This is a genomic window from Klebsiella terrigena, assembly GCF_006539725.1.
GTDB lineage: Bacteria > Pseudomonadota > Gammaproteobacteria > Enterobacterales > Enterobacteriaceae > Klebsiella > Klebsiella terrigena.
Genome location: NZ_BJNO01000003.1, coordinates 147,803 through 168,575, shown reverse-complemented (window position 1 = coordinate 168,575; position 20,773 = coordinate 147,803). Strand labels below are relative to the sequence as shown.

At 58.0% G+C, this 20,773-nt stretch carries 18 protein-coding genes; 11 read left to right on the top strand and 7 right to left on the bottom strand.

From position 1 onward, the window contains the following. Positions 1-7 precede the first annotated feature (7 nt). Positions 8-196, top strand: coding sequence for a hypothetical protein (locus tag RTE01_RS26135; RefSeq protein WP_155397529.1), 189 nt, complete (start codon positions 8-10; stop codon positions 194-196). A gap of 68 nt (positions 197-264) precedes the next feature. Here RTE01_RS26135 and RTE01_RS05715 read toward each other — a convergent pair whose 3' ends face one another. Together RTE01_RS05715 and yieE are read right to left on the bottom strand one after the other, a co-directional pair. Continuing rightward, entirely contained in the window at positions 265-1,737 is a 1,473-nt protein-coding gene (locus RTE01_RS05715; RefSeq protein WP_115192225.1) for an amino acid permease, read from the bottom strand. A gap of 189 nt (positions 1,738-1,926) precedes the next feature. After that, positions 1,927-2,793 carry a DNA-binding transcriptional regulator YeiE gene (gene yieE / locus RTE01_RS05710; RefSeq protein ID WP_115192224.1) on the bottom strand — a complete coding sequence of 289 codons (867 nt, stop codon included), beginning with the start codon at positions 2,791-2,793 and terminating at the stop codon, positions 1,927-1,929. A gap of 179 nt (positions 2,794-2,972) precedes the next feature. Here yieE and RTE01_RS05705 point away from each other — a divergent pair, with 179 nt between their 5' ends. Together RTE01_RS05705 and nfo are read left to right on the top strand one after the other, a co-directional pair. Continuing rightward, complete coding sequence (locus RTE01_RS05705) at positions 2,973-4,022, top strand: YeiH family protein (RefSeq protein WP_041146486.1); 1,050 nt, start codon at positions 2,973-2,975, stop codon at positions 4,020-4,022. Positions 4,023-4,115: 93 nt separating this feature from the next. After that, positions 4,116-4,973, top strand: a complete 858-nt coding sequence (gene nfo / locus RTE01_RS05700; protein WP_041146487.1) for a deoxyribonuclease IV — start codon at positions 4,116-4,118, stop codon at positions 4,971-4,973. Positions 4,974-5,051: 78 nt separating this feature from the next. Here the strand turns inward: nfo and fruA are convergent, their stop codons facing one another. The 3 genes from fruA to fruB are packed head-to-tail and all read right to left on the bottom strand — an operon-like array spanning position 5,052 to position 8,829. Further along, positions 5,052-6,743: a PTS fructose transporter subunit IIBC gene (gene fruA / locus RTE01_RS05695; RefSeq protein WP_041146488.1), complete on the bottom strand. Its 1,692-nt coding sequence runs from the start codon at positions 6,741-6,743 to the stop codon at positions 5,052-5,054. A gap of 16 nt (positions 6,744-6,759) precedes the next feature. Continuing rightward, entirely contained in the window at positions 6,760-7,698 is a 939-nt protein-coding gene (gene fruK / locus RTE01_RS05690; RefSeq protein ID WP_041146489.1) for a 1-phosphofructokinase, read from the bottom strand. After that, entirely contained in the window at positions 7,699-8,829 is a 1,131-nt protein-coding gene (gene fruB, locus RTE01_RS05685; protein WP_041146490.1) for a fused PTS fructose transporter subunit IIA/HPr protein, read from the bottom strand. 332 nt (positions 8,830-9,161) lie between these two features. On the opposite strand from fruB, the gene setB reads away from it, so the two are divergent. Then, complete coding sequence (gene setB, locus RTE01_RS05680) at positions 9,162-10,343, top strand: sugar efflux transporter SetB (protein WP_041146491.1); 1,182 nt, start codon at positions 9,162-9,164, stop codon at positions 10,341-10,343. A 23-nt stretch (positions 10,344-10,366) separates the two neighbouring features. Here setB and RTE01_RS05675 read toward each other — a convergent pair whose 3' ends face one another. Continuing rightward, entirely contained in the window at positions 10,367-10,621 is a 255-nt protein-coding gene (locus tag RTE01_RS05675) for a YkgJ family cysteine cluster protein (RefSeq protein ID WP_041146492.1), read from the bottom strand. A 147-nt stretch (positions 10,622-10,768) separates the two neighbouring features. On the opposite strand from RTE01_RS05675, the gene yeiP reads away from it, so the two are divergent. Beyond that, positions 10,769-11,341, top strand: a complete 573-nt coding sequence (yeiP, locus tag RTE01_RS05670) for an elongation factor P-like protein YeiP (protein WP_041146493.1) — start codon at positions 10,769-10,771, stop codon at positions 11,339-11,341. 92 nt (positions 11,342-11,433) lie between these two features. Here the strand turns inward: yeiP and uxuA are convergent, their stop codons facing one another. Continuing rightward, the gene (gene uxuA / locus RTE01_RS05665) at positions 11,434-12,624 is read right to left on the bottom strand and encodes a mannonate dehydratase (protein WP_134527093.1); all 1,191 of its coding nucleotides are present in this window, start codon (positions 12,622-12,624) and stop codon (positions 11,434-11,436) included. A 206-nt stretch (positions 12,625-12,830) separates the two neighbouring features. On the opposite strand from uxuA, the gene RTE01_RS05660 reads away from it, so the two are divergent. From RTE01_RS05660 to RTE01_RS05635, 6 genes are all read left to right on the top strand, one after another. Continuing rightward, entirely contained in the window at positions 12,831-14,297 is a 1,467-nt protein-coding gene (locus RTE01_RS05660) for a mannitol dehydrogenase family protein (RefSeq protein ID WP_134527096.1), read from the top strand. 122 nt (positions 14,298-14,419) lie between these two features. Next, positions 14,420-15,397, top strand: a complete 978-nt coding sequence (locus RTE01_RS05655; protein ID WP_134527099.1) for a CobW family GTP-binding protein — start codon at positions 14,420-14,422, stop codon at positions 15,395-15,397. A 42-nt stretch (positions 15,398-15,439) separates the two neighbouring features. Then, the gene (locus RTE01_RS05650; RefSeq protein ID WP_134527103.1) at positions 15,440-16,147 is read left to right on the top strand and encodes a phosphatase PAP2 family protein; all 708 of its coding nucleotides are present in this window, start codon (positions 15,440-15,442) and stop codon (positions 16,145-16,147) included. A gap of 424 nt (positions 16,148-16,571) precedes the next feature. Further along, positions 16,572-17,144 (top strand): bifunctional murein DD-endopeptidase/murein LD-carboxypeptidase, encoded by a 573-nt coding sequence (mepS, locus tag RTE01_RS05645; protein ID WP_041146498.1) that lies wholly within the window; start codon positions 16,572-16,574, stop codon positions 17,142-17,144. Positions 17,145-17,330: 186 nt separating this feature from the next. Then, on the top strand, positions 17,331-18,899 hold the full coding sequence (locus RTE01_RS05640; RefSeq protein ID WP_134527106.1) for a cyclic di-GMP phosphodiesterase: 1,569 nt from the start codon (positions 17,331-17,333) through the stop codon (positions 18,897-18,899). A gap of 59 nt (positions 18,900-18,958) precedes the next feature. Continuing rightward, a complete protein-coding gene (locus RTE01_RS05635; RefSeq protein ID WP_134528586.1) occupies positions 18,959-20,764 on the top strand; it encodes an extracellular solute-binding protein in 1,806 nt (601 codons plus the stop codon). Positions 20,765-20,773 lie beyond the last annotated feature (9 nt).

Below are 20,773 nucleotides of genomic sequence, written 5' to 3'. Positions count from 1 at the left end.
ACAAAAGGTGCTGCTCACACGTACTGTCGGCGCACCGCTCATTGGCGGTACGCGCGTATTTTTACAGCAGACGTGGCTGGTCACCCCTTGTCAGATGCTGAGACCTGCAAGATATGGGGATTGGCTTCATCCTGAATTTGGCAAGGATGATAAAGATAATGATATTGATTATCAATACAATTATGAAGAATTGTGACAATTTGTAAGGGCTTCAGACGTAAAAAAGCCCTCTAAAAGAGGGCTTTATCTACTGCGATTCGGCGGCTATTCACCTTTGAAACGCTGCGGGAACTTCATTTCGCTATAGCGGACAAAACGGGTGCCTTTGGCAAGCTTATAGCCAAACCAGATAACCAGGAACAGCGGAATACCGATATAGGTTGCCGCCACGCCGCCCCAGTCAATGGTGTCTTTCAGGAACGCTTCGTAGTTCTGGCCGAGGGTGATAATCAGGCACAGGACAAAGGCGAAGATCGGCCCAAGCGGGAAGAACCCGGAACGATACGGCAGATCGTTGATATCGTTGCCCTGCAGCACGTAGCCGCGGCGGAAACGATAGTGGCTGATGGCGATGCCCAGCCAGGCGATAAAGCCGGTCATCCCCGAGGTATTCAGCAGCCACAGGTAAACGGTCTGGTTGCCAAACATTGAGCTCAGGAAGCACAGCGCCGCCACGACCGTAGTGGCATAAAGCGCGTTACGCGGCACGCCGCCGCGCGACAGCTTAGAGAAGATACGCGGCGCTTTGCCATCGCAGGCCAGGGTGTAGAGCATACGCGTGGAGGCGTACATGCCGGAGTTGCCCGCCGACAGCACCGCCGTCAGGATCACCGCGTTCATGATCGCCGCCGCAGACAGCAGACCCGCATGCTGGAACACCAGGGTAAACGGACTGACGGAAATATCCTTCACGTCGTTACGCAGCAGGCTCGGATCGGTATAAGGGATAATCAGGCTGATGATTAAAATCGCGAACACGTAGAACAGCAGAATACGCCAGAACACCTGGCGCACGGCGCGCGGAATGTTCTTCTCCGGGTTTTCTGATTCACCCGCAGCGATGCCGATAAGCTCGGTGCCCTGGAACGAGAAGCCGACGATCATCGCCACGCCAATCATCGCCGCAAAACCGCCGGCAAACGGCGCATCGTCGATACCCCAGTTGCTCCAGCCCGCCGGCTGTGCGCCTTCAAAGATGCCGACGATCATCATCACGCCAACAATAATAAAGATAATGACGGTGGCGACCTTGATCAGCGAAAACCAGTACTCTGCTTCACCGAAGCCTTTGACCGAGATCCAGTTCAGCAGGAACATAATGCCGAGGAACAGCGCGCTCCAGATCCAGCCCGGGGCGTCAGGGAACCAGTAGGTCATGACCAGCTGCGAGGCAACGAGGTCAACGGCGATGGTCACCGCCCAGTTATACCAGTAGTTCCAGCCCAGCGCGAAGCCGAAGCCCTCTTCAACATAGTTCTGACCGTAGGTGGCAAAGGAGCCGGACACCGGCATGTACGCCGCCAGCTCGCCAAGGCTGGTCATCAGGAAATAGACCATCAGACCGATCAGAATATAAGAAAGCAGCGCGCCGCCGGGGCCTGCCTGGGAAATAGTTGCACCGGATGCAACGAAAAGACCTGTACCGATGGAACCGCCAATAGCGATCATGGTCAAGTGACGCGCCTTCAGTTCACGGCGTAGGCCGGGCGCTTCTGTGGTTTTAGTATCCGAAACCATGTGAAAATGCTATCCATCAAAAAAACGAGGCGAGATTGTAGCAGACGATCGGCGATCCATCCGGTACAAATACAAAGTTATAAGAGAGGTTCATGATCGAACATGGATTATTAGTAAAGCACTAAATCGCGGAATTGCCAGCAATAATCACCCGCCTCTCTTCAGGCTAGCTAGCTGGATCCCGCGTTTTCACACCTCGCAGTAGCGCAGAAAGCGCAGTAACGCTTTGGAAATATGCTTCTGGCGATGATGGATCCGCCACAGGGTGCGGGTTAACGGCGGCAGCGGCACGCTCAGCTCAACCAGCGATCCCACCTCCAGCTGTTCGGCGATAACCCGCCGCGAAAGGCAGCTGATCCCGAGGCCATGACGTACCGCATGCTTGATAGCCTCAGAGTTGCCAAGCTCCATCCCGAGATGAAACGCCGGCAGATGCGATAGCAGTAAATAGTCGACGATTTCCCGGGTGCCCGAGCCGTGCTCGCGCAGGATCCACGGCGCCTCCGCCAGCCGCTGCAGCGTCACTTCGCCCTCCAGCAGCGGCGATCCGGGAGCGGCAAATACCACCAGCTCGTCCGCCAGCCAGGGTTCGGCGATGATATCCGCCGCGTGGCACGGCCCCTCAATCAGCCCGATATCCACCCGCAGATCGGCCACGGCGTTAATCACGTCCTGGCTGTTGCCGACGCTCAGCTCCAGCGGCAGGTCGGGAAAATCGCGGCGGTAGCGGGCAATGATTTCCGGCAATATATAGTTGCCGATAGTGCTGCTGGCATAAACGCGGATCGCGCCGTTGTCGCCGCGAAACAGCTGCTCGATTTCAACCGCACGTTCCAGCAGCGCCAGCGCGCGCGGGTAGAGCAGCCTGCCGTGCTCGTTGACCACCAGCCGCTTGCCGACGCGATCGAAAAGCTGCACGCCCAGCTGCCCTTCCAGATCGGTCAACGCCGCGCTGACCGCTGACTGCGAAAGCGCCAGCATTTGCGACGCCTGGGTGGTTGAACCGCTCTTGAGAACTTCAGCAAAAACTTCCAGCTGCCGTAGCGTGATATGCATAACCCTTCCTTGCTCGTCTATCCGACATCACTCTTCGCCGTCCCGGCCATCGGCGCGTAGCGCCGTCCCGAGCCGCGAAGAGGCTTGTTTACCACTTATTACGATTGATTATAAATATATAATCAATTTTATATTTAAACCAGCGCGTCGTAATCTTTACGCAGACAAAGGAGAAGGTTATGACAGCACTCACTTTACCGACAAAACATCGCACACTGTGGCATTTTGTCCCCGGACTGGCGCTTACCGCCGTGGTGACCGGCGCAGCGCTCTGGGCAGGCAGCTTTCCCGCTATCGCCGGTGCCGGCTTCAGCGCCCTGACGCTGGCCATCCTGTTCGGCATGGTCGTCGGCAATACGCTCTACCCCAAGATATGGCAACCCTGCGACGGCGGCGTGATCTTTGCCAAACAGCATCTGCTGCGTCTCGGTATTATTTTATACGGCTTTCGCCTGACGTTCGCGCAGATTGCCGACGTTGGGGTGAGCGGCATTGCCATTGACGTTCTGACGCTGACCAGCACCTTTTTTATTGCCTGCATCCTCGGGCAGAAAATCTTCGGCCTGGATAAGCACACCAGCTGGCTGATTGGCGCCGGCAGCAGCATCTGCGGCGCGGCGGCGATTCTGGCAACGGAACCGGTAGTGAAAGCCGAGGCCAGCAAGGTGACCGTCGCCGTGGCCACGGTGGTGATTTTCGGCACCCTGGCTATCTTCCTCTATCCGGCGATGTATCCGCTGCTGGCGCACTGGTTTACGCCGGAAGCCTACGGCATCTATATGGGCTCGACCATGCATGAGGTGGCGCAGGTGGTTGCCGCAGGCCATGCGGTGAGCCCGGACGCTGAGAACGCGGCGGTGATTGCCAAAATGCTGCGCGTCATGATGCTGGCACCGTTCCTGCTGTTCCTCGCCGCCCGCGTTAAGCAGCTGGCCCCGGCCGGCAGCGGTGAGAAAAGCAAAATCACCATCCCGTGGTTTGCCATTATGTTCATCCTGGTGGCGGTATTTAACTCCTTCCACCTGCTGCCAAAAGCGGCTGTCGACGCGCTGGTGACGCTCGATACCGTGCTGCTGGCGATGGCGATGGCCGCGCTGGGGTTGACCACGCACGTTAGCGCGCTGAAAAAAGCCGGCGCCAAACCGCTGCTGATGGCATTAATACTGTTCGTCTGGCTGATTGTCGGCGGCGGCGCGATTAACCTGGCGGTTCACGCCCTGATGGCCTGAGCGTAAGCAGCCAGACCAGATTATTCGTTGATGTAACTCTTCGGTTAAGCCGCTATCATTACCCACCCCGCAGCGGCTTAACTGGAGTTTTTTATGAAATATATTGGAGCGCACGTCAGCGCCTCCGGCGGAGTGGCCAATGCCGCCATTCGCGCAGCCGAAATCGGTGCGACCGCCTTCGCCCTCTTCACCAAGAACCAGCGCCAGTGGCGCGCCGCGCCGCTGAGCGACGAAACCATTGCTGAATTCAAAGCCGCCTGCGAAAAATACCGTTTCGCTCCCGGGCAAATCCTGCCGCACGATAGCTATCTGATCAATCTCGGCCACCCGGTCGAAGAGGCGCTGGAAAAATCCCGTGAAGCCTTTATTGATGAGCTGACCCGCTGCCAGCAGCTGGGGCTGACGCTGCTGAACTTCCATCCCGGCAGCCATCTGCAGCAGATACCGGAAGAGGAGTGCCTGGCGCGCATTTCCCGCTCGATTAATATCGCGCTGGAAAAAACCGCAGGCGTGACCGCGGTTATCGAAAACACCGCCGGTCAGGGCAGCAATCTTGGGTTTAAGTTCGAACATCTGGCCGCCATTATCGACGGCGTGGAGGATAAATCCCGCGTCGGCGTATGTATTGATACCTGTCACGCCTTTGCCGCCGGATACGATCTGCGCAGCGCCGAAGAGTGTGAGAAAACCTTTGCCGATTTCGAGCGCATCGTCGGCTTCAAATACCTGCGCGGGATGCACCTCAACGATGCCAAAAGCACCTTCGGCAGCCGCGTCGACCGCCACCATAGCCTCGGCGAAGGCAATATCGGCCACGACGCTTTCCGCTGGATCATGCAGGACAGCCGCTTTGACGGTATTCCGCTGATCCTCGAGACCGTTAATCCCGATATCTGGGCGGAAGAGATTGCCTGGCTGCGGGCGCAGCAAACGGCGGAAGCGTCGGCCTGAGGTCGATGCCGGGAGAATCCCAACAGCTAAAAAAAGAAAGGGCCGAATTATCGGCCCTTTTGCTTATCAAGGTTTTACTCAGGCCGCTTTTTCAACCGCCTGCACTTCCGGACGTTTCAGCACCGCGTAGGAGAGACCGGCAACCAGCGTACCGGCAATAATCGCCAGCAGGTAGCCGAGCACCGGCGTAATGGCGCCAGGGATCAGCAGAACAAACAGACCGCCGTGCGGCGCCATCAGTTTGGCACCAATTGCCATGGAGATGGCACCGGTTACCGCCCCGCCGACGATACAGCATGGCAGAACGCGCATCGGGTCACGGGCGGCGAACGGAATCGCCCCTTCGGAGATGAAGCACAGTCCGAGAACCAGGGCCGCTTTACCGCCTTCGCGCTGGCCTTTGTCAAACTTGTTGCGCGCAACCAGCGTGGCGATACCCATCGCCAGCGGTGGAACCATACCCGCCGCCATAATCGCCGCCATCGGCGCGTAGGTCTGGGTACTCAGCAGTCCGACGCCAAAGGCGTACGCCGCTTTGTTCACCGGACCGCCCATATCGGTACACATCATTGCCCCGAGGATGGCGCCCAGCAGGACCGCGTTAGCCGTCCCCATAGTTTGCAGCCAGTGGGTCAGGCCCGCCAGGATACCGGCAACCGGCTTGCCGATCAGGTAGATCATCGCCAGACCGACAATCAGGCTGGAAACCAGCGGAATGATCAGAATCGGTTTCAGCGCTTCCATGCTCGGCGGCAGCTTCAGCTTCTTGCTGATAAGCTTAGCCACGTAGCCGGCGAGGAAGCCCGCAATGATCCCGCCGATAAAGCCGGAACCGCCGCTCACCGCCAGCATACCGCCGATAAGACCCGGCGTCAGGCCCGGACGGTCGGCGATGGAGAAGGCAATAAAGCCCGCCAGCACCGGAACCATTAGCGCAAAGGCTGAACCGCCGCCGATCTGCATCAGCGCCGCCGCCAGCGTATCCTTCACTTCAAATGCTTTAATCCCGAAGGCGAAGGAAAGCGCGATACACAGGCCGCCCGCCACCACCATCGGCAGCATGTAGGAGACGCCGGTCAGCAGGTGACGATAGGCGCCGCCGCCCTCTTTCTTCGCGCTATCCGCCTGCTGTCCGCTCTGCCCGGAAGGCTGATACGGTTTGGCTTCCAGCTGCGCCTTTTCAAACTCCTGGGCGGTTTTCTTCAGCGCCAGGCCGGTCGTAGTACGATACATTGGCTTACCGGCAAACTTCGCCAGGTCAACTTCAATATCCGCAGCAACGATAACCAGATCGGCCTGCGCCACCTCTTCTGGCGTGATCTCATTGCCCGCGCCGACGGAGCCGCGCGTTTCAACCTTCACCCACCAGCCGCGTTTTTTCGCTTCGGTTTCGATAGCCTCTGCGGCCATAAAGGTATGCGCAACGCCGGTTGGGCAGGCGGTAATAGCAACAATACGTTTCGGGCCGCTAGCCGCAGCGGCTGCGGGTGCCGCAGCTGGCGCAACGTAAGGCGTGGCATGGCTTTTCGCCTCGCCGAGGAACAGCTCCGGGTGGGCTACGGCGCGGTTAATATCACCGAGGTACACCTTTTTACCGTTCAGCGCGCTGTCAGCAGGCAGCGTTGAGCCGAGGACGATAGCCAGCTCTGCATCGTTCGGGTTATCAATCAGTTCGAGTTGCGCTTTTTGCGCCGCGGTGCCCAGCAGGGTTTTCGCCATATAGGCGCGAGCCTGTCCGAGTCCGGCATCAATAATCAGCAGCGTTTTCATTATGCCTCTCCTGCTGTCAGTTAAACGGTTGTAAGTCGACGCGCGCCATCATTGCGGCCAACTGGGTACGATCGGTAATACCAACATTGCTCTGGCTCACCGCCAGGGCCGCAACGGCCGTGGCCAGGCGCAGAGTATGCTCGCTGGATTCACGCATCAGCAGGCCGTAAATCAGGCCGCCAACCATAGAATCGCCGGCGCCAACGGTGCTGACCACTTCGACTGAAGGCGGCTTGGCAATCCATTCGCCGGAGGCGTTAACCCACAGCGCGCCCTCTTCACCCAGCGAGATAACCACGTGGGCAATCCCCTGCTCGCGCAGCGCGTGGGCGGCGTCAATCACGTCTTTCATTTCAGGCAGCTTGCGGCCGGCCCAAATCTCCAGCTCGCGGCGGTTTGGCTTCACTAGCCACGGTGCCGCCTTCAGGCCGGCAACCAGCGCTTCGCGGCTGCTATCGAAAATAATGCACGGGCACTGGCTGCGCAGGCGAATCATCCATTCGGTGAAGGCCTCAGGGCTAACGCCTGACGGCAGGCTGCCGCTGACGCAAACCATGTCGAACTGACCCAGCCAGCTCAGAGAATCATTGACGAAGCGCTCCCAGTCACCCTGAGTCACCTCGAAGCCGGAGAAGTTAAAGTCGGTGACTTCGCCGTCTTTTTCCGTCAGCTTGACGTTAATGCGGGTACGGCCCTGCACCACCTGAAAACGGTTGGCAATTCCCAGCTCGCTAAACAGCTGCTGAAAACCGTCCTGGTTATCTTTCCCGAGAAAGCCGCCGACGGTGACGTCAATACCGAGGTCTTTCAGGACCTTGGCGACGTTGATGCCTTTTCCGGCCGCGTGCAGGCCGGTGGTGCGGACGAGGTTGACTTCGCCGCGCTCAACTTCCGGAGTGAAACCCACCAGATCGTATGCCGGGTTTAAAGTAATCGTTGCTACACGTCTGCTCATTTATGCGCCCTCCCCAAGGCCTGCGGCGATAGCTTCGCCAATCGCGTCCAGCGCCTGTTGCGCATCTTCACCCTGCGCGGTAAAGCGCAGACGGTGACCTTTTTTCACACCCAGCGCCACGACCTTCATCAGGCTGCGGCCGTTGGCCGGCTTGCCGGAACCGTCGAGGTTGGTGACGGTAATGTCGCTGGAAAATTGTTTGATGGTATTAACCAGCATAGTGCCCGGACGCGCGTGCAGCCCGTGCTCGTTGCGCACGACAAATTCAGCGCTCAGCACGTCCTCGGCAATCGCATCATCGCTGGTCAGCAGCGCCAGCAGCGTGGCGCTGTCGGCCTTCAGCAGACGGTCAGCTTTTTTATCAATCAGCAGATTGCTCAGGCGACTGAGCACCGCGGTCGGCTGCTCGTCGGCCATCGCGACGGTAATCAGCAGCGAGACCGGCTGGTCATCGGCGGTAAATGCGCTGGCGGCGCGGCTCACGGCAACGGCGCTGCGCAGGTTGCCTTCCGCGCTGTCGTTCAGCCAGATGCCCTGACCCAGGTTCAGCGGCTTATCGTTAATGGTGCGGCTGACAAACGCGGCGTCAACGGCGCCGGCTTCTTTCAGCCGCGCGGCGTTCAGCGCCTGCAGGGTCAGCAGATCGCTGGCTGCGATATCAAGGCTCAGCGTGTCGTTATCCAGCTTCAGCATCTCGCTCTGCTTTTCACCCATCAGCAGGGCGCGCAGCTCTTCTGCCGTGGTGGCAGACCTGAGCTGCTCGGCGACAGAATCATCGCTTAGCACGTGCGTCAGCTGACGCAGTAGCCCGAGATGTTCATCAGAACTGGCGGCGATACCAATGGCAACATAGGCGGTCTGCCCTTCCCCCCAGGTCACGCCCTGCGGGAACTGATAGACCTGAACGCCGGTTTTCAGCACCTGATCGCGCGTGTCGGTGGTACCGTGCGGAATTGCAATCCCGTTACCAAGGAAAGTAGAGGTCTGCTGCTCGCGCGCCAGCATCCCGTTAACGTAGCCTTCCGCCACGTTGCCTGCGCTTACCAGCGCAGAAGCAACCTGACGAATTGCCTCTTCTTTATTACCGGCCTGCTGGCCGGGATGAATATCCTGCACAGATAACTGGAACATGGATCTCCTCTCCTGCTGAGTTGAATCGTTTCAGCTGTTTGGTGAAAAAATGCGTCACCGTGCTGCTGAAGAAAACCCTGATGACGCTGAAACGTTTCAATGAGTCTGTACCTTTCTTAATCACCGCGCAAGATAAGTTAGCAACCTGATAACAGAAGTTAGAGATGACGCACATTTTTGCTGAAGCCGTACCGCAAGAACGGCCTCAGCTTCAGCATTTTGCTGAACGTCATATTTTGAAACGCCTTTTTGATTTATTCGTGCCATACTACTGTTCATTCTCTGACGGGCGGCGTAAACTTCGCGACTCCTGAAACCACAGATAACCGCACATGCAAAACAGCAGCGCCGCCCTTCCCCGACGCGGGTTCGATTTAACCTCTTCAGCCTTCCTGATAGTCGCCTTTCTGACCGGGATTGCCGGCGCGTTGCAAACGCCCACCTTGAGCCTGTTTTTGACTAACGAAGTGCACGTGCGCCCGGCGATGGTCGGCTTCTTTTTTACCGGCAGCGCGGTCATTGGCATTCTGGTGAGCCAGTTTCTCGCCGGGCGCTCGGACCGCCGTGGGGATCGTAAGCAGCTGATCGTCTTCTGCTGCCTGCTGGGCGTGCTGGCCTGCCTGCTGTTTGCATGGAACCGCAGCTACTTTGTTCTGCTTTTCGTCGGGGTATTCCTCAGCAGCTTCGGCTCCACCGCCAACCCGCAGATGTTCGCCCTTGCCCGCGAGCATGCGGATAAAACCGGCCGCGAGGCGGTGATGTTCAGCTCGATTCTGCGCGCCCAGGTGTCGCTGGCGTGGGTGATCGGCCCGCCGCTGGCCTACGCGCTGGCGATGGGCTTCGGCTTTACCGTGATGTACCTCAGCGCCGCCGTCGCCTTCGTATTCTGCGGGGCGATAGTGTGGTTCTTTCTGCCCAGCATGCGCAAAGAGCCGAGGGCGGCGTCGGGCCAGCTGGAGGCGCCGCGCACCCATCGTCGCGATGCGCTGCTGCTGTTCAGCGTCTGCACGCTGATGTGGGGGATCAACAGCCTCTACATCATTAATATGCCGCTCTATATCATTAATGAGCTGCACCTGCCGGAGAAGCTGGCGGGATTAATGATGGGTGCCGCGGCCGGCCTTGAAATTCCGACGATGCTGATCGCCGGCTATTACGCCCGCCGTTTCGGCAAGCGTTTTTTGATGCGCGTGGCCGCCGTCGCCGGGCTGCTGTTTTACGTCGGCATGCTGCTGGTTCACACGCCCGGCCTGCTGCTGGCTTTACAGCTGCTGAACGCCATTTTCATTGGCATCCTCGCGGGAATTGGCATGCTCTATTTTCAGGATTTAATGCCGGGTCAGGCGGGTGCAGCGACCACGCTATATGCGAATACCATCCGCGTCGGCTGGATTATTGCAGGGTCGCTGGCCGGCGTGGTCGCCGAGATTTGGAGCTATCACGCGGTATTCTGGATCGCGCTCGGCATGGGGGCGATCGCCCAGCTGTGCCTGTGGCGCATCAGGGATATTTAAGCCGCAGGGATAAAACGGCGCCGCTAGCCGGCGGTGAGCCGTTCGAGATGAATAAGGTACGCCATCGCCTCATCGCGCCGGGTTCCGCACATCTCGCGCTCCGGCTGCAGGCTGCCGCAAACCTTGGGGCGCAGCGGGGAGCCAAAGATATTGCACAGGTTGCCCGCCGACAGCTGGACGCATCGCGTGTTCGCGGGTTTGCCGTCAGGCATGCCGGGGATCGGGGATGAGATGGAAGGAGCGATACAGCAGGCACCGCAGTCAGTACGACATTCCATAGATGGTTCTCTTAACGGTGCTTTTTCAGACGCAGCCTAAACGTTTTATCCGAAGATAGCAAAACGCGCGAATTCCACTTGCCTGAAAGGCCCGGCGCGAGTAGTTTTACGCGATATTTTGACCCTTTAAGTTACAGGATTACCGCAATGCCAAGAGCGAATGAAATTAAAAAAGGTATGGTGCTGAATTACAACGGCAAGCTGCTGATTGTTAAAAACATTGATATTCAGTCACCGAGCGCCCGTGGCGCAGCAACGCTGTACAAAATGCGTTTCGCTGACGTGCGTACCGGTCTGAAGGTTGAAGAACGCTTTAAGGGCGACGACATTGTCGATACCGTGACCCTGACCCGCCGCTACGTTGACTTCTCCTACGTCGATGGCAACGAATACGTGTTTATGGATAAAGAAGATTACACCCCGTATATCTTCACCAAAGAGCAAATTGAAGAAGAGCTGCTGTTTATCCCGGAAGGCGGCATGCCGGACATGCAGGTTCTGACCTGGGACGGCCAGCTGCTGGCGCTGGAGCTGCCGCAGACCGTCGATCTGGAGATTGTTGAAACCGCGCCGGGCATCAAGGGCGCATCCGCCAGCGCGCGCAACAAACCGGCAACCCTGAGCACCGGCCTCGTGGTGCAGGTTCCTGAATACCTGAGCTCGGGCGAACGCATTCGTATCCATATCGAAGAGAGCCGCTATATGGGCCGCGCCGACTAATCGAACGGCGGCTTAATCTCCGATAATCAACGCAAAAATGCCCGTCAGCATCGCCGCTGACGGGCATTTTTTTATCCGATGAACGCTATGACCTACAGCAGTTCCGGGTATTTCGTCATCTTCAGCGCCAGCTCAACGCCGCGCACTTCCGCCATTCCCTTCAGGCGACCGATCGCCGAATATCCCGGGTTGGTTTTCTTACGCAGATCGTCCAGCATCTGGTGGCCGTGATCCGGACGGAACGGGATCGGACGCAGATCGCCGGCGCGCTTGCGGCGCAGCTCTTCGCTCAGGATCGCATTCACCACCGCCACCATATTGACGTCGCCGTTCAGGTGCGCCGCCTCGTGGAAGGTTTTCGGGTTCTCTTCGCGGCAGGTCGATCGCAGATGGGTGAAGTGAATGCGATCGCCGAAGGTTTCCACCATCTTCACCAGGTCGTTGTCGGCGCGCACGCCGTAGGAGCCGGTACACATGGTAAAACCGTTGTTAATGCTATCAACAACCTCTTTCAGCCACTGCATATCCTCGATGGTCGACACGATGCGCGGCAGGCCAAGGATTGGACGCGGCGGATCGTCCGGGTGAACGGCCAGGCGCACGCCTACCTCTTCACATACCGGCACGATGGCGCGCAGGAAGACGGCCATATTTTCACGCAGCTGCGCTTTATTAATATGGTCATATTCGGCCAGGCGCGCGCGGAACTGATCGAGGGTGTAGCCCTCTTCGGCTCCCGGCAGGCCGGCAATAATATTGCGGGTCAGCTTTTCAACTTCCGCAGTGCTCATCGCCGTAAAGTAAGCCTGCGCCTGGCGCTGCTCCTCTTCGCTGTAGTCGGCCTCCGCGCCAGTGCGCTGCAGGATATGCAGCTCAAAGGCGGCAAAAGCGATGTGATCAAAACGCAGCGCCTTCGAGCCGTCAGCTAGCTGATACTCCAGATCGGTACGCGTCCAGTCGAGGATCGGCATAAAGTTGTAGCAGACGGTATCGATCCCGCAGGCCGCAAGGTTGCGGATGCTCTGCTGGTAGTTGGCAATCCAGGTTGCGTACTGCCCGCTATGGGTTTTAATCTCTTCATGCACCGGGATGCTTTCGACCACCGACCACGTCAGCCCTTTTTCCGCCAGCAGCGCCTGACGCTGCTTGATATCTTCAACGGGCCATACCTGCCCGTTCGGAATATGGTGCAACGCGGTAACCACGCCCGTCGCACCGGCCTGCCGTACATCATCAAGCGATACCGGATCGTTCGGTCCGTACCAACGCCAGGTTTGCTCCATCGCTATACCCCTTTAAAGTTGTTATACCAATAACGCGAACATCAATGACGACTACCATACAGGCTTCCGCCAAAGGGTCAATTTATCCCGCTGAATTGATTGATCCAGCTCACACTAAGCGTATAAATACGGCTCACCAATTTAATTTGTTGTCATATAACTTTACACTGGCCGTGTTAATCATTGGTTAATCAGGTGTGTAAAGAATGACGAATATTGCTACAGCTACGCTACCGGAAGACGTGCAGCTTCCCCGCTACGATCGCAGCCAGCTGCGCTCGCGTATTGTGCACTTTGGGTTTGGCGCCTTTCATCGCGCGCACCAGGCGCTGCTTACCGACCGGGTGCTGAACGCCAGCGGCGGCGACTGGGGGATCTGCGAAATAAGTCTGTTCAGCGGCGATCGGCTGATGAGCCAGCTCCGCCAGCAGGATCACCTGTTTACCGTGCTGGAGAAAGGGGCGCAGGGCAATAAGGCTATCGTGGTCGGCGCGGTGCACGAATGCCTGAACGCTAAACTCGATTCGCTCCCGGCGATAATCGAGAAGTTTTGCGAACCGCAGGTCGCCATCGTCTCTCTGACCATTACTGAAAAAGGCTACTGCATCGACCCGGCAAGCGGGTTGCTGGATCTTAAACAGCCGCGCATCGTGCACGATCTGGATAACCCGACGCTGCCGCAGTCGGTGCCGGGCATTTTGGTCGAGGCGCTCGCCCGCCGTCGTGAGCGCCACCTGCCGCCGTTTACCGTGCTCTCCTGCGATAACATTCCCGACAATGGCCACGTGGTGAAAAACGCCGTGCTGGGAATGGCACAGAAACGCTGTCCGGAGCTGGCGCAGTGGATTGCTGAACGAGTCAGCTTCCCCGGCACGATGGTCGACCGCATCGTTCCCGCCGCCACCGACGAGTCGCTGGCGGAAATCAGCGCCGCGCTGGGCGTCGAAGATCCCTGCGCCATCAGCTGCGAGCCGTTTATTCAGTGGGTGGTTGAAGATAACTTTGTCGCCGGCCGCCCGGCGTGGGAAACCGTCGGCGTGCAGATGACCGACAACGTGCTGCCCTGGGAGCAGATGAAGCTGCGAATGCTCAACGGCAGCCACTCTTTCCTCGCGTGGCTCGGCTACCTTGCGGGCAATGCGCATATCAGCGACTGCATGCAGGATGAGGTGCTGCGCGCCGCCGCGCGCCGGCTGATGCTCGATGAACAGGCGCCGACGCTCTCTATCGAAGGCGTCGATCTGACGGGCTACGCCGACGGTCTTCTTGAGCGCTTCAGCAACCCGGCGTTGAAGCATCGCACCTGGCAGATCGCGATGGACGGCAGCCAGAAGCTCCCGCAGCGCATGCTTGACGGCATCCGGGTGCATCTCGCTCGCGGCAGCCGCTGGTCGCTGCTGGCGCTTGGCGTCGCCGGCTGGATGCGCTACGTCAGCGGCGTGGACGATGCCGGCCAGCCGATTGACGTTCGCGACCCGCTGGCGGAGAAAATCCACGCCCTGGTCGCCGGCAGCAACGAGCAAGAGCGGGTCAGCGCCCTGCTCTCCCTCGAAGAGATTTTTGGCAACGACCTTCCTCACAGCGCCGAATTTGTCGCCAACGTGACCTCGGCCTGGCGCCAGCTCTCGTCGCTGGGCGCACGCGAAGCCATCGCCGCCGCGCTGGATTCTTAACAATTTCTGCTGTTTAACGGACAGAATTCTTTTCTGTCCGTCGTAAGCCTTCTCTTTTCCCCATTTTTTCGTCAGGATAGTCGCCAACTGTTACAACATTACATTTGTATCCTGGAGAAAATGTGACCAAAACAAACTTGATCACGGGGTTTCTCGGCAGCGGTAAAACGACCTCGATTCTTCATCTGCTGGCCCACAAGCCTGCAGATGAAAAATGGGCCGTACTGGTCAATGAGTTTGGCGAAGTGGGCATTGACGGCGCTCTGCTGGCCGATAGCGGCGCATTACTCAAAGAAATTCCCGGCGGCTGCATGTGCTGCGTCAACGGCCTGCCAATGCAGGTCGGGCTGAATACCCTGCTGCGCCAGGGGAAGCCGGACCGGCTGCTGATTGAGCCAACCGGGCTCGGTCATCCGAAACAGATCCTCGATATTCTCACCGCCGCGGTCTACGAGCCGTGGATCGACCTGCGCGCGACGCTGTGCGTTCTCGATCCCCGTCAGCTTCTGGACCCGAAGGTGGTGGCCAACGAAAATTTCCGCGATCAGCTGGCCGCCGCCGACGTCATTATCAGCAATAAAACCGACCGGATGACCGCTGAAAGCGAGCGCGCCTTCAGCGTCTGGTGGCAGGAGTATGCCGGCAAGCGCCTGCACGTCAGCGCCACCCAGGGAAGTATTGACCCGGCGCTGCTGGACCTGCCGCGGCTAAACCTTCGCCCGCTGCCGGAGAGCGCGGAGCATGCGCACGGCCACGGGCAGAAAAAGGGCCTCGCGGCGCTGAGTCTCCCCGGCCACCAGCGCTGGCGCCGCAGCCTGAACGCAGGTCAGGGCTACCAAGCCTGCGGCTGGATTTTTGACGCCGATACCACCTTCGATACCGTTGGCCTGCTGGAGTGGGCGCGGCTGGCCCCGGTGGGCCGCGTGAAGGGCGTGATGCGTATTGCCGAAGGCCTGGTGCGGATTAACCGCCAGGGGCTGGACCTCAATATTGAAACGCAGAACGTCGCCCCGCCGGACAGCCGCATAGAGCTTATCTGCGACGGCGAGGCGGACTGGAATGCCCTACAAGCCGCTCTGTTGAGGCTACGTTTAAGTTAAGGCGGCTATGTTTGCCGCCGTTTTACACGATATGCGACCGTTATGAATAAAACCCGAATCCCCCTTATCCTGCTGCTTAACGCTGCGGGTATTGCGCTTTTTTTATCATGGTATCTGCCCGCCAACCACGGGCTGTGGTTTCCGCTGGATTCTGCCATTTTCCACTTCTTTAACCACAACGTCGGCGTCAGCCGCGGCTATACCTGGCTGCTGGCGATTATCAACAACCGCGCTTTCGACGCCTGCTCTCTGCTGGCGATGGGAGCGGTGATGATGAGCTTCTGGCTGAAGGAGCAAAGCGCCGGCCGCCGCCGAATCGTCATCATCGGCCTGGTCATGCTGCTGTCGGCGGTGGTGATAAACCAACTGGCGCAGCACCTGATGCCGGTTAAGCGCGCCAGCCCGTCGCTCTCGTTTAGCGGTATCGTTAAGGTCAGCGACGTGGTCTCATTGCCGACCAAAGATGCCTCGAAGGATAGCTTCCCGGGCGATCACGGCATGATGCTGCTGATTTTCGCCACCTTCATGTGGCGCTATTTTGGCCGTCGGGCGTTTGCTATTTCCCTCGCCATTTTCGTTGTGTTTGCCTTCCCGCGGGTAATGATTGGCGCCCACTGGTTTACCGATATTGCCGTCGGTTCATTAACCGCGCTGCTGGTCGGCGCTCCCTGGGTTCTACTGACCCCGTTGAGCGACAAAATGATTGACTGGTTCGACCGGACTCTGCCCGCCGGAATGCACCAAAATTAACATTTCCGTCGCATATTATTAAATATCCATAAGGGATCGTTCTCGGTCCCTTTTTTTATGTTTCGCCTTTTTTATCCCCACAATCATCTTTCTGTCACATTAATCGTCTTAGAAATGAGGTAATTGCGTATTTTTTACCCATCTCTGCCGCTATTTTGGCCTTTCCCGATGATTCACTTTTTGTCGCAAAAATTCTTATAAGAAATCTCGCAAAACCGCTCGCCATCCCAGTGTTGATAGGGTAATCTCATTCTCGTTTTGCCTTTCCAGCAACGTAAAACCGGCGTCAGAATTAAATTGTGCGTTACTGCACAAATTTAGATTTAAGGATTTGTCTCATTGCTGCCAGGTATTTAGGCTCTAACACGTTTGGCATTTTTTATAACGACATTGTCGTTAAGGACAACAAGGGAAAACACACAACATGGTCAAATCTCAGCCGATTTTGAGATATATCCTGCGGGTCGTTCCCGCGATAGCAGTGGCAGTTTTGCTCTCTGCCTGTAGTTCGACAAGTAGTACCGCAAAGAATATGCATTCTGAGACGCTTGGTGTGGGTAGTGGCGATTTATCATCACTGCAAGCCTCTCAGGATGAATTTGAAACAATGGTTAGCAATCTGGACGTTAAGTCCCGTTTGATGGACCAGTATGCTAGCTGGAAAGGCGTGCGTTACCGCCTTGGCGGCAGCACCCGGAAAGGCATCGACTGTTCGGCATTCGTGCAGCGCACCTTCCGCGAACAGTTTGGTCTGGAACTGCCGCGCTCAACTTCAGAGCAGCAGGATTCCGGCAAATCGATTTCACGTTCCCAGCTGCGTACGGGTGATTTAGTCCTGTTCAGAGCGGGATCCACTGGCCGCCATGTGGGTATCTACATCGGCAACAGCCAGTTCGTTCATGCTTCCACCAGCAGCGGTGTGACCATCTCCAGCATGAACGAGCCGTACTGGAAAAAGCGCTATAACGAAGCGCGCCGTGTACTGAGCCGTTCGTAATCTCTTCCGTCGTCAGTTTTCCCTTGGCTGACGAACGGAAATTAAAAAACACTGCCAAGGCAGTGTTTTTTTTTGCTCATAGCCTCGCAAAGCCGCAATATAAGCTATGTCTTTAAATGGAAACGGTGAAATCGTTTTTCTGTCACCCCATTGGCGCGCCTCATAAACACGGACTGACTATAGCCTATGCTTACCCGCTACTTCTCACCCCGGCGTAAAATCTGGCTGACCAGCACACTGATTGGGGTTATCGTCGCCCTGCTGGCCGGTAGCATTCAATTTATGGTTATCTACCACAACCGCTCTGAACGCTTTGACTCCATCATCAATAACGTCAACGTCTACCTGAATGAGTACTTCCACGAGCTTAATCAGACCATCGCCGAGCTGCAGCCGCTGGTCGACCGGGAGTGCGAGAACGTCGCATCGGGCCTGACCGCCCATGCTGCATTCAGCCCAAACGTGCGGGCGTTTCTGCTGGTGAAAAATGGCCAGGCGTTTTGCTCTTCGGCAACCGGCCCCATGAAGACGCCTCTGGAGCAGCTTATTCCGCAGCTCGATATCACTAAACCCGTCGATATGGCCATTCTGCCGGGTACGCCGATGATGCCAAAAAGCTCGGCGCTGGCGATGTGGGTACGCAGCCCGCACGGCGGTAACGACGGTATCTTCGTGTCCATCAATACCAACCTGACGCCCTATATTCTCTATTCTGCCCGGCAAAATGACTTCAGCGGCATCGCGCTGGTGGTCAACAACAGCGCTATTTCAACCTTCAGCAACAGGCTGGTTAGCCCGCAGGCGATGCTCTCCGAGCCGATTCGCGAAGTGCAGATAAAGGGGCTGCCGCTCAAGGTCTACCTCTACGCCAACAGCTGGCTGGCTGAAAACACCCAGTACGCCCTGCTGTTGGGCGTGGTATGCGGGCTGCTGGCGGGACTGCTGGGCTATTACGTGCTAACGATCAAGTCCGATCCGCGAAAAGCGATCCTGATGGGAATAAAGAACGACCAGTTCTACATCGTCTATCAGCCGGTCGTCAAAGCCGATACCCTGCACATTAGCGGCGTTGAGGTACTGATGCGCTGGCGCCATCCGGTCGCCGGCGAGATTCCCCCGGACGTCTTTATCAACCTGGCCGAAACCCAGCAGATGATCGTGCCGCTGACCCACCATCTGCTGGCGCTGATCGCGCGCGATGCGCCAACGCTGCAAAAAATCCTCCCGGCGGGAAGCAAGCTCGGCCTGAATATCTCCCCGGCCCACCTGCACGCCGACAGCTTTAAGTCGGATTTACGGCAGTTTGCCGCCGCCCTGCCGGCCAACCACTTTAGCGTGGTGCTGGAGATAACCGAACGCGCGATGATCGATAAGAACCGATCCCTGGCTATCTTTGACTGGCTGCACGAGCAGGGCTTTGAAATTGCGATCGATGATTTTGGCACCGGCCACAGCGCGCTGATTTATCTTGAACGCTACAACTTCGACTTTTTGAAAATCGATCGCGGCTTCGTGCAGGCCATCGGGACCGAAACCGTCACCTCGCCGGTACTTGATGCCGTGCTGACCCTGAGCCGCCGCCTGCAGCTCCTGACCGTTGCCGAAGGGGTTGAAACGCCTGAACAGGCGGAGTGGCTACGCAAGCACGGCGTGCACTACCTGCAGGGCTACTGGATAAGCCGGCCTCTGCCGCTGGAAACGCTGCTTGCCGCGCGCGACGAACCGGCGAAATACTTCGCCGCCGCCGAGCGCTGATGATTTAATCTATGGACGGGCCCGCTCTGGGCCCGCCGACAGAGGATAACAACCTGGCCATGTTTGCGCGTATCTGCCTGATATTAATTACCTTTATGAGCCTTAACGGTCAGGCGCAGGCCGTGAAAGAGAGCCACAGCTTCGCCATTATTGGCGAGCCGAAATACCCTGACGGCTTTAGTCATTTCGCCTATGCCAATCCGGCGGCGCCAAAAGGCGGCAGCATCACGCTCGCCTCCATTGGCACCTTCGACAACTTCAACCGCTATGCGCTGCGCGGCAACCCCGGCGTGCGTACCGATGCCCTGTACGATACGCTGTTCACCACCTCCGACGACGAAGCGGGCAGCTACTATCCGCTGATCGCCGACGGGGCGCGCTACGCCGATGACTTTTCGTGGGTGGAGGTTACCCTCAATCCGCAGGCCCGCTTTCATGACGGCACGCCGATCCGCGCCAGCGACGTCGCCTTTACCTTCCAGAAGTTTATGACCGAAGGCGTCCCGCAGTTTCGTCTGTTCTACAAAGGCACTCGCGTTAAGGCCATCGCCCCGCTCACCGTGCGCATCGAGCTCGGCCAGGCGGGCAAAGAGAATATGCTCAGCCTGTTCACCCTGCCGGTCATGCCGGAAAAGTTCTGGCGAGACCACAAGCTCAGCGACCCGCTCTCGATGCCGCCGCTGGCCAGCGGCCCTTATCGCATTACCGACTGGCGGATGGGTCAATACATCGTTTACTCGCGCGTTAAAACCTACTGGGCGGCCAATCTTGCGGTCAACCGCGGGCGCTGGAACTTCGATACGCTACGCTACGACTACTATCTCGACGATAACGTCGCCTTTGAGGCCTTTAAGGCGGGGGCGGTCGACCGGCGGGAAGAGACGATGGCCAAAAACTGGGCCACCCGCTACGTCGGGCGCAACTTTACGCGCGGCTACATCGTGAAGGATGAGTATCAGAATACCTCGGCGCAGGATACCCAATGGCTGGCCTTCAACATTCAGCGCCCGGTTTTTGCCGATCGTCAGGTACGCGAGGCCATTACTCTCGCCTTCGATTTTGAATGGATGAACAAGGCACTGTTTTACAACGCCTACAGCCGCGCCAACAGCTATTTCCAGAATACCGAGTACGCGGCCCGCGCGGCGCCCGATGCCGATGAACTTGCCCTGCTGACGCCGATGAAAAAAGATTTGCCGCCCGAGGTCTTCACCGCTCTCTATCAGCCGCCGCAATCCGACGGCGGCGGTTTCGATCGGGCAAATCTGCTGAAGGCGGACAGCCTGCTCAACCGGGCCGGATGGGTGGTGAAAAACCAGCGCCGGGTGAACGGCAAAACCGGCAAGCCGCTGCGTTTTGAGCTACTGCTGCCCGCCGGCGGTAACGATCGCTGGGTGCTGCCCTTTCAGCACAATCTGCGGCGTCTCGGCATCACCATGGATATTCGCCAGGTTGATAATTCCCAGTACAGCAATCGCCGCCGCAGCCGGGATTACGATATGATGCCGATGGTCTGGCGGGCGACGCCGTGGCCCGCCACCGACCTGCAGGTTTCCTGGGACTCGGCCTATATTCACTCCAGCTACAACGCGCCGGGGGTCCAAAGCCCGGTCGTGGATAGCCTGATCGCGCAGATTATTCGCTGGCAGGGCAACGAGCAGAAGCTGCTGCCCCTGGGCCGCGCGCTGGACCGGGTGCTCACCTGGAACTACTACATGCTGCCGATGTGGTATATGGCGCAGGACAGAACGGCCCGCTGGGACAAGTTCTCGTTCCCGCCAACGCGGCCGGTATACTCCTCCGGCTTTGACAGCTGGTGGTATGACGTTAACAAAGCGGCAAAACTGCCCGCGGACAGACGCTGAGGAACGACG

Excerpts from the sequence above, each read along its gene's own strand:
- uxuA (WP_134527093.1), bottom strand. The coding sequence starts at position 12,624 with ATGGAGCAAACCTGGCGTTGGTACGGACCGAACGATCCGGTATCGCTT.
- RTE01_RS05640 (WP_134527106.1), top strand. The coding sequence starts at position 17,331 with ATGCTTACCCGCTACTTCTCACCCCGGCGTAAAATCTGGCTGACCAGC.
- mepS (WP_041146498.1), top strand. The coding sequence starts at position 16,572 with ATGGTCAAATCTCAGCCGATTTTGAGATATATCCTGCGGGTCGTTCCC.
- yieE (WP_115192224.1), bottom strand. The coding sequence starts at position 2,793 with ATGCATATCACGCTACGGCAGCTGGAAGTTTTTGCTGAAGTTCTCAAG.
- RTE01_RS05705 (WP_041146486.1), top strand. The coding sequence starts at position 2,973 with ATGACAGCACTCACTTTACCGACAAAACATCGCACACTGTGGCATTTT.
- fruB (WP_041146490.1), bottom strand. The coding sequence starts at position 8,829 with ATGTTCCAGTTATCTGTGCAGGATATTCATCCCGGCCAGCAGGCCGGT.
- yeiP (WP_041146493.1), top strand. The coding sequence starts at position 10,769 with ATGCCAAGAGCGAATGAAATTAAAAAAGGTATGGTGCTGAATTACAAC.
- fruA (WP_041146488.1), bottom strand. The coding sequence starts at position 6,743 with ATGAAAACGCTGCTGATTATTGATGCCGGACTCGGACAGGCTCGCGCC.
- nfo (WP_041146487.1), top strand. The coding sequence starts at position 4,116 with ATGAAATATATTGGAGCGCACGTCAGCGCCTCCGGCGGAGTGGCCAAT.
- RTE01_RS05675 (WP_041146492.1), bottom strand. The coding sequence starts at position 10,621 with ATGGAATGTCGTACTGACTGCGGTGCCTGCTGTATCGCTCCTTCCATC.
- RTE01_RS05635 (WP_134528586.1), top strand. The coding sequence starts at position 18,959 with ATGTTTGCGCGTATCTGCCTGATATTAATTACCTTTATGAGCCTTAAC.
- fruK (WP_041146489.1), bottom strand. The coding sequence starts at position 7,698 with ATGAGCAGACGTGTAGCAACGATTACTTTAAACCCGGCATACGATCTG.
- RTE01_RS05660 (WP_134527096.1), top strand. The coding sequence starts at position 12,831 with ATGACGAATATTGCTACAGCTACGCTACCGGAAGACGTGCAGCTTCCC.
- RTE01_RS05650 (WP_134527103.1), top strand. The coding sequence starts at position 15,440 with ATGAATAAAACCCGAATCCCCCTTATCCTGCTGCTTAACGCTGCGGGT.
- setB (WP_041146491.1), top strand. The coding sequence starts at position 9,162 with ATGCAAAACAGCAGCGCCGCCCTTCCCCGACGCGGGTTCGATTTAACC.
- RTE01_RS05715 (WP_115192225.1), bottom strand. The coding sequence starts at position 1,737 with ATGGTTTCGGATACTAAAACCACAGAAGCGCCCGGCCTACGCCGTGAA.